Annotated in this window: 9 protein-coding genes; 3 read left to right on the forward strand and 6 right to left on the reverse strand. The window is 29.5% G+C overall.

The window, feature by feature from the left end:
• Positions 1-2 precede the first annotated feature (2 nt).
• The 5 genes from B3J44_RS18720 to B3J44_RS18740 form a co-directional block, all read right to left on the reverse strand.
• A complete protein-coding gene (locus B3J44_RS18720; protein WP_286970393.1) occupies positions 3-740 on the reverse strand; it encodes an SDR family oxidoreductase in 738 nt (245 codons plus the stop codon).
• 79 nt (positions 741-819) lie between these two features.
• Positions 820-1,389: a Crp/Fnr family transcriptional regulator gene (locus tag B3J44_RS18725; RefSeq protein ID WP_286970394.1), complete on the reverse strand. Its 570-nt coding sequence runs from the start codon at positions 1,387-1,389 to the stop codon at positions 820-822.
• A 54-nt stretch (positions 1,390-1,443) separates the two neighbouring features.
• The gene (locus B3J44_RS18730) at positions 1,444-1,839 is read right to left on the reverse strand and encodes a VOC family protein (protein WP_286970398.1); all 396 of its coding nucleotides are present in this window, start codon (positions 1,837-1,839) and stop codon (positions 1,444-1,446) included.
• A 75-nt stretch (positions 1,840-1,914) separates the two neighbouring features.
• The gene (locus B3J44_RS18735) at positions 1,915-2,412 is read right to left on the reverse strand and encodes a hypothetical protein (RefSeq protein WP_286970399.1); all 498 of its coding nucleotides are present in this window, start codon (positions 2,410-2,412) and stop codon (positions 1,915-1,917) included.
• A gap of 83 nt (positions 2,413-2,495) precedes the next feature.
• Complete coding sequence (locus tag B3J44_RS18740) at positions 2,496-3,338, reverse strand: chromate resistance protein ChrB domain-containing protein (RefSeq protein WP_286970401.1); 843 nt, start codon at positions 3,336-3,338, stop codon at positions 2,496-2,498.
• A 222-nt stretch (positions 3,339-3,560) separates the two neighbouring features.
• On the opposite strand from B3J44_RS18740, the gene B3J44_RS18745 reads away from it, so the two are divergent.
• From B3J44_RS18745 to B3J44_RS18755, 3 genes are all read left to right on the forward strand, one after another.
• A complete protein-coding gene (locus B3J44_RS18745; protein ID WP_286970411.1) occupies positions 3,561-4,067 on the forward strand; it encodes an endonuclease V in 507 nt (168 codons plus the stop codon).
• Between the two features lie 140 nt (positions 4,068-4,207).
• On the forward strand, positions 4,208-5,644 hold the full coding sequence (locus B3J44_RS18750) for an MBOAT family O-acyltransferase (protein WP_286970413.1): 1,437 nt from the start codon (positions 4,208-4,210) through the stop codon (positions 5,642-5,644).
• Between the two features lie 3 nt (positions 5,645-5,647).
• Entirely contained in the window at positions 5,648-6,676 is a 1,029-nt protein-coding gene (locus tag B3J44_RS18755; RefSeq protein ID WP_286970415.1) for an alginate O-acetyltransferase AlgX-related protein, read from the forward strand.
• Between the two features lie 37 nt (positions 6,677-6,713).
• On the opposite strand, the gene B3J44_RS18760 is transcribed toward B3J44_RS18755, so the two are convergent.
• Positions 6,714-7,290: HD domain-containing protein (locus tag B3J44_RS18760; protein WP_349678305.1), on the reverse strand; the 577-nt coding region annotated here is incomplete at its 5' end.

The following is a 7,290-nucleotide window of genomic DNA, read 5'->3' on the forward strand; positions in this document are numbered from 1 at the left end:
TTTTACCAAGGACTTTCCTCGCTTTCGTCTTCAATATCGTTGCTGAAGAATTTTCCAGTTGGTCCATTTTCATCCAATAAAGTATGTTTTATAATGAAACTTGCTGCACTTTCAACACTTCCGGGGCCATTGTGATGATTAAAATCGGTTGCTGTGTAACCTGGATCAATTGCGTTTACTTTGAACGGAAGATCCTTTAATTCGTAAGCTAAAGTCACTGTAAATGCATTTAAAGCAGTTTTAGAAGAGACATATGAAATTGCTTTTATTGGATAATATTTCCAAGTTGGATCACTGTGTAAAGTAAGAGAACCAAGTCCTGATGTAATATTGCTAATTCTTGGATTTTCAGATCTTTTTAGCAAATCAAGAAAAGCTTGCGTTACAGTTATCACTCCGAAGAAATTCGTGTCAAAAACTTTTTGAATGTTTTCTATAGAAGTTGCCGAAGGACTTTGCGGAATATCTCCTAAAATTCCGGCATTATTAATTAGAATATCCAATTTACCTTTTTCTTTTTCAACGATGCTTTTTGCTTCTAAAACACTTTCTGCATTGGTAACATCAATTTGAATAGCTTTAATGTTTTGAAATCCTTTTTTGTTCAATTCTTTTACTACTTCTTCTCCTTTTGCAAGATCACGCGTTCCTAAATAAACAAATAATCCTTTTTCTGAAAGCTGTTTAGTAGTTTCTAAACCAATGCTCCTATTTGCACCTGTAATTAATACTGTTTTCATTTTTTATATTTTTAAATTATCTGAAGCAAAGTTCCATCGATTAAAAACAAAAACATTTGCCATATGGCAAAAAGCGATTTTAACGGATATTTTTTCTAATTCTGCTTAAAGAGGATTGTGTTATTCCGAGATAGGAAGCCAAATATGAAAGCGGAACTCGATTAATTACTTTTGGAAACATTTCCATAAAAGATAAATAGCGAGATGTAGCATCTTCTGAAACTAACGGACTTCTTCTAGCCACTTTCTGAATTAATGCTTTCGAAATGATTTTATGCACAATCGTGTCCCAACCAACAATTGTATCTAGTAATTCTTGCCAATTGGCTTTAGAAAACACAATAATTTTGCAATCTGTAACCGCTTGTACATAAGCAGACGAGCAAATATTATTGTCAAAACTTTCTAAATCTACCACTAGATTATTTTCGTCAATAAAGTATTTTGTGATTTCCTCGCCTTTGTTATTGTAGTAACAAACGCGCATTATTCCTTCTATAATAAAGCCAACTTCAGCAGCTATTTTTCCAGCTTCAGAAAAATATTCTTCTTTTTTGATTTCTTTTTCTTTGGCCTGCGTTAAAATCAAATCAATCTGTTGCTGATTTAAATTGCCAAATTGCAATATATAATTTACTAATTCTTTCATACACGAAAGTTAGGCATAAGTTTTTATTGAGAATTTGCCATATGGCAAAAAAAACTACATTCCCGGCCAGTACAGAAAATTAAATTTATGTCCGTCTGGATCTGAAAAACCAAAGGTATAACCAACTTCAAAATTTTCAGGTTCTGAGAAAATGGTTCCGTTGATTTCTTTTATTTTATTGTACCAAAGATCAACTTCCTCTACACTACTTGCAGACAAAGAAAATATAATTTCATTGTCTACAGCTGTGTTAGAGAGTTTTCCTTTTATGGCATTTTCTAATCTTTTTGGTGTGAAAAAGTTAATTACAAAATCATTATCTCCAAAAACAAAACTTACCAATTCTTTTGTTTCTTGTCCGTTTTGCTTAAAACCAAGAGCGGTGTAAAATTGAATTGTTTTCTGGATATCGCCCGAAACCAAGTTGGCCCATATCATTTTAGTTTTCATAAGCTTAGGTTTTTATTAATAACTAAATTAATCAATTAATTTGGCAAACACTTGATTTAATTCTGTTTAAGAACCTTAAAAAGCAATTCCAAACTGAAAACCTACAGTAAAACTAGCAGGATGATCATTTCCAAAACGAACGGGCAATGGCACAGCAAGGTAATAACTGCAGCTTGTATTTTTTATAATTGTTTTATTAAAAACAGGCGTAAAACCATATCTTCCACCACTTTCAAAAGCAGCTCGTCCAGCAAATGTGTAGCCTTTTCCTAGAGCGACCAAAACGCCTGGATGGAATAGTAAATTGCTTACTTTGCTCGTTCCTTGATCTTCTTTTATATTGGGAACGACTTCAAATGAGAATCCGATTTTTTCGTTTTTCCAGATATTTATTCCAGTAGGAAAACCAACAGCGTAATAATCTCTAAAATTTACAGTAGTTTCATCTTCATTAATAGTGACTATTGGATGCATAATACCAAAATATCCCCCTATTTTAGGATATGTAGTTTGAGAAAAAGACGTAAAACCTATAAGTAGCACTGTAAAAAATAAAATCCGTTTAAATAACATTGTTTCTAGTTTTTGATTTGATAAACAAAGCTATAAGCATTGGTTTTCAAAAAATAGAATTCAATTTACCTTTTGTATCTGGTTTACTTTTTTGTTTTTTTTCTATAAGAAGAAGGATTTTTTCCCGTATAAAGCTTGAAAATTCTCGTAAAATGACTTTGATCTGAAAATCCCGTCATATAAGCTATTTCGGTTAATGTATGAGACGAATTTTCAATAAGAATGATTGCTTTTTCAATACGAAGTTTTCTAACATATTCACCAAAATTTAAATCTTCAAAATGTTTAGAAAATTCTCGAGATAAATAGGAAGGATTCAAATTAAGTTCGTTTGAAATTTTCTTTAAATCAAAAGTAAATTGTGTGTCTATTTGATCTTGAATGATATTTTTTAAATCTTTAACCCAAGAAGGCGTTTTTCCAGAAGTTTTTTTGTCTTTAATAAACTTGTTATAAACTTCATGCAATAATTTCTCAAACGGACTATTCTGTAAATGACTCTGCTGATACAAATGTGTTGCCCAGCTATACAAAGCATCATAAAGAATCATGCCTTGTTCTAAAAGCTCATAATCATCTTTAATGTTATAAGCCAACCCAGAAGAAATTGCCCAAAGTCCAGCCGATTCTTTCGCAATTTCATGTCGGTCAGTGTCTGCACCGCGTACAATTCTTGCAATAATCTTAATTGCTGGATCTTTAATTTCATATTTTTTGACTATATAATCAAAAGTGCTTTCTTCATTATAATGAGTAAACTCAACATCTGGAATATCAAATGGAATAGCTTCAAGTTCCTTTGCTTTGGTTATAACGTCATCAAAAGGAACGTAAATAAATTCAGATTCAAGATCTACAAACTTTCGAATCAGCCAAGGACAGGCAATTCGATCTATTTTGGGTCTCTCTCTGGTAATCCATTTCATTTTGATGTAGTTTTTTTAGATTTGTTTCTTAAAAATATTAGCTAAGCTACATTTATTTGATAAGCTATCAAAAACTGAATTTTAAATTTTAGAATTTCTTTTATTCTGAATTAGAAGGATATAAGAAAATGTTTTAGAAAGTTTATAATTAATTACTAAAGATCAGACAGTTTCCTTGTAAGGTTTTTCTATATTAGCTAAAATTAAAATATTTTACACCAAATGATCTTAGCTTTTGACACTTATTATTTTGACCAAAAAGCAAAAACAATTTGTCTTGAATTCGCAGAATGGAATGAAGACAAAAACTTTAAAATTCATTCTGAAACCATAAACAATGTAGAAGAATACATTCCTGGAGAGTTTTATAAAAGAGAACTACCTTGTATTTTGAGCTTATTAAAACAAATTGATTTGTCGACTGTTGATGTTATTATAGTTGACGGATTTGTTTATTTAAACGATGAAAACAAATATGGTTTAGGCGGCTATTTGTATGAAAAACTAAATAAAGAAATTCCAATTATTGGTGTTGCGAAAACCAATTTTGCTTCTATAGAAAAGAATAAAAAAGCACTTTTTAGAGGTGACAGCAAGAAACCGCTATACATCACCTCTATCGGAATTGATTTGGATATAGCATATAAAAAAGTGCAGAGTATGGCGGGAGAATTTAGATTTCCTACTCTGTTGAAAGAATTGGATAGGTTGACTAAAGAGAATATTTAAGCAAGACTAAATCTTTATTTAAATCTTAAATGAAAATAGAGTCTGATTGAAGCAATTTTAAAAGTTAGTTTTCTATATTCGCCAAAAAATATTTTATAAATATTTTAAGATTAGAAATGTATTAAAACCTAGAATAGCACATGCTTTTTAACTCTATAAACTTTGCCATTTTTTTACCGCTTATTTTTCTCCTATATTGGTTTTTAGCCAAGAAAAATTTGAAACTTCAAAATATTCTATTACTGGTTTCGAGTTATTTTTTTTACGCTTGTTGGGATTATAGATTTTTATTTCTTCTTATTTTTTCGACTTTATTAGATTATTTCACTGGAATTAAAATGGCTGATACAGAAAATCAAAACATGAAAAAGTTTTGGTTCTGGTTAAGCATATCAATCAATTTAGGTTTTCTAGGCGTATTTAAATATTATAATTTCTTTGTAGAATCTTTAGCTGATGCTTTAAAAAATACAGGTTTGCAAACTAATCTATGGACGCTCAAGATTATTCTTCCTGTCGGAATTTCTTTTTATACATTTCATGGTTTATCTTATGTTATAGATATTTATAAAGGTCGCATCAAAGCAGAGAAAAATTTCATTGATTATTCTTTATTTGTTAGCTTTTTCCCTTTATTGGTTGCAGGACCAATTGAACGCGCAACTCACCTTCTTCCTCAGATAAAAAAAGAACGATTTTTTAATTATAATAATGCTGTTGACGGTTTAAGACAAATTTTATGGGGACTGTTTAAGAAAATAGTAATTGCCGATCAATGTGCAAAGCATGCAAATGAAATTTTCAATAATTCGATAAGTCATTCTGGAAGCGATCATGTGCTTGGAGCAATCTTTTTTGCATTTCAAATTTATGGAGACTTTTCAGGTTATTCAGATATTGCTCTAGGAACTGCTCGTCTTTTCGGAATAGATCTTTTAAAAAACTTTGCTTTTCCTTACTTTTCGAGAGATATAGCTGAATTCTGGCGCCGTTGGCATATTTCGCTTTCAAGTTGGTTTCGAGATTATCTTTATATTCCGCTAGGAGGAAGTAAAGGAAGTATATTTATGAAAGTTAGAAATGTCTTTATCATTTTTATAGTAAGCGGATTTTGGCATGGTGCAAATTGGACCTTTATATTTTGGGGTTTATTAAATGCCCTGTATATTATGCCTTCAATATTGTTCAATACTAATAGAAATAATATAGATATTGTGGCAAAAGGAAAAATACTTCCAAGTTTTAAAGATTTTCTTTCTATTGCAATTACATTTGGCTTGACTGTATTTGCATGGATATTTTTTAGAGCAGAAAGCTTAAACGATGCATTTCATTACATATCACAAATATTTTCGAGCTCGTTGTTCTCTATTCCAACGATTAGACCTACATCATTATTCATTCTATTAATATTATTTATGCTTATAGAATGGTTGGGTAGAGAAAAAGAATATGCAATTGCTTCTTTAGGTTTAAAATGGAAACCGGTTTTTAGATACGCTTTCTATTATGTAATAATCATTTTAGTTTTTTGGTTTGGAGGAACGGAATCAGAATTCATATATTTTCAATTTTAAGTTATGAAAAAGTTTATTCTAAAAACATTGCTATTTACCTTACCATTTTTTGTACTATATATAGTGACATTTTCATTTTATTCTGATACAGAGACTCCAGATTTATTGCGTTTAGGCTGTATTCCAAATATTGATAAAGAATATATGAAAACTTTTGATTCAAATGAAAAAATAAAATTTGAATTCTTATCAAAAACTAGAAAGAGGGAGTTTAAAATCCTTACCATTGGAGATTCATTTTCAGATCGTGGAGCTATTGGATATAATAATATACTCGCAAGTAATTTTAGTGTTTTGAATGTTGATAAAATCATTAGAGAAAATCAGATTCAAACTTTAATTGAAATGGTTAATGGAGATTTTTTTTCAAACTATAAAATTGATTATGTTATACTCGAAAATATAGAACGAAAAATTGTTTCTAATGCAAAGAATGCCCACTTAAGTCAAAAGATATGTATTGGTGAGATTAACTCCTTAATTGAAAATAATCATAAAAAAAATGAAAAACATAACTATGAATTGTTTTCTAAGACGACTTTGAAATTTCCTTTTTTATTTTTAAATTTTTTTTTAAACAAAAATTATTTATCTAATAATTTAGTTTATAATATCGATCTTAATACAAGAGATTCATTTAGTAATAATTCTAATAAATTGCTTTTTTATCGTGAAGATCTTACTATGATAAAAACAAATAATCTAGTTAGTAACATAGAAAATCTAAATGACAAATTAAATTATATAGCAAAAAAACTGGAACAAAAAGGAATAAGGCTAATAGTTTTACCTGCACCGGACAAGTATGATATGTATTACTCTTACATTGAAAATAATAATAAATTTGAAAAACCTCTTTTCTTTGAAAATTTAAAAAAGTTTAATAAGAATTATATTTATATAGATTCAAAAGAGCTATTGTCAAAAAATATGAGAAATAAAAAAGATATATATTATTTTGGCGACACTCATTGGTCACCGGTTGCAGCAAAATTAATAGCAGAAGAAATTAAGAAAAGAATAAACATGTAAGACAAAACTCCTCAAGAAATTGAGGAGTTTTTTGTTTTTATACTACTTGATTAGAATTTAAAAACCGATGATATTCATTTATTTTTAGTTTCAATCGGTTTGCTAAATATTCGTTTCCTTCTTTTAGTTCATTATGAATGATTTCTGCTTCAGCAATGTAATAAAGTTTTTTGTCATCATTCCAATAAAAAGGCGGTTGGTATAGATTTGAAATTCTGTCGGCCATTTTTACTGCCCAGACTTCTTTAGGCTGCTGTTTGATTCTTCTTAAACTGTCCATCATTTTTTCTGAAGAATCTTCGATTTTATCGTTTTTTGTTAAAGCAAGAACTCCAGAAGCTACTTCATTGCCAAACAGTTCCATTACTTTTTCGTATTTCATTTCTGTATCTTCTATCGTATCATGAAGCATCGCACATTTAATGGCTAAATCAGCATTCATGTTTTCTGTAAATCGAATAGCATTTAGAACTTCAAAAACAACACTTCCAATATGATTAAGATATTCTACTCTATCGCCTTCATTAAATCCACCATATTTTTGTCCGTCATGAAGTTTCGAAACCAGTTTCCAAACATTCTGAATTTCATCTATTGACCAGTCTTTTTGTTGT

Origin of the sequence: Flavobacterium sp. UBA4854 (assembly GCF_002399805.1) — a bacterium.
Taxonomy (GTDB): Bacteria; Bacteroidota; Bacteroidia; order Flavobacteriales; family Flavobacteriaceae; genus Flavobacterium; species Flavobacterium ginsengisoli.

What these genes read in the sequence shown, in the direction of transcription:
- B3J44_RS18720 (WP_286970393.1), bottom strand. Translation starts at nt 740, where the DNA reads ATGAAAACAGTATTAATTACAGGTGCAAATAGGAGCATTGGTTTAGAA.
- B3J44_RS18725 (WP_286970394.1), bottom strand. Translation starts at nt 1,389, where the DNA reads ATGAAAGAATTAGTAAATTATATATTGCAATTTGGCAATTTAAATCAG.
- B3J44_RS18730 (WP_286970398.1), bottom strand. Translation starts at nt 1,839, where the DNA reads ATGAAAACTAAAATGATATGGGCCAACTTGGTTTCGGGCGATATCCAG.
- B3J44_RS18735 (WP_286970399.1), bottom strand. Translation starts at nt 2,412, where the DNA reads ATGTTATTTAAACGGATTTTATTTTTTACAGTGCTACTTATAGGTTTT.
- B3J44_RS18740 (WP_286970401.1), bottom strand. Translation starts at nt 3,338, where the DNA reads ATGAAATGGATTACCAGAGAGAGACCCAAAATAGATCGAATTGCCTGT.
- B3J44_RS18745 (WP_286970411.1), top strand. Translation starts at nt 3,561, where the DNA reads ATGATCTTAGCTTTTGACACTTATTATTTTGACCAAAAAGCAAAAACA.
- B3J44_RS18750 (WP_286970413.1), top strand. Translation starts at nt 4,208, where the DNA reads ATGCTTTTTAACTCTATAAACTTTGCCATTTTTTTACCGCTTATTTTT.
- B3J44_RS18755 (WP_286970415.1), top strand. Translation starts at nt 5,648, where the DNA reads ATGAAAAAGTTTATTCTAAAAACATTGCTATTTACCTTACCATTTTTT.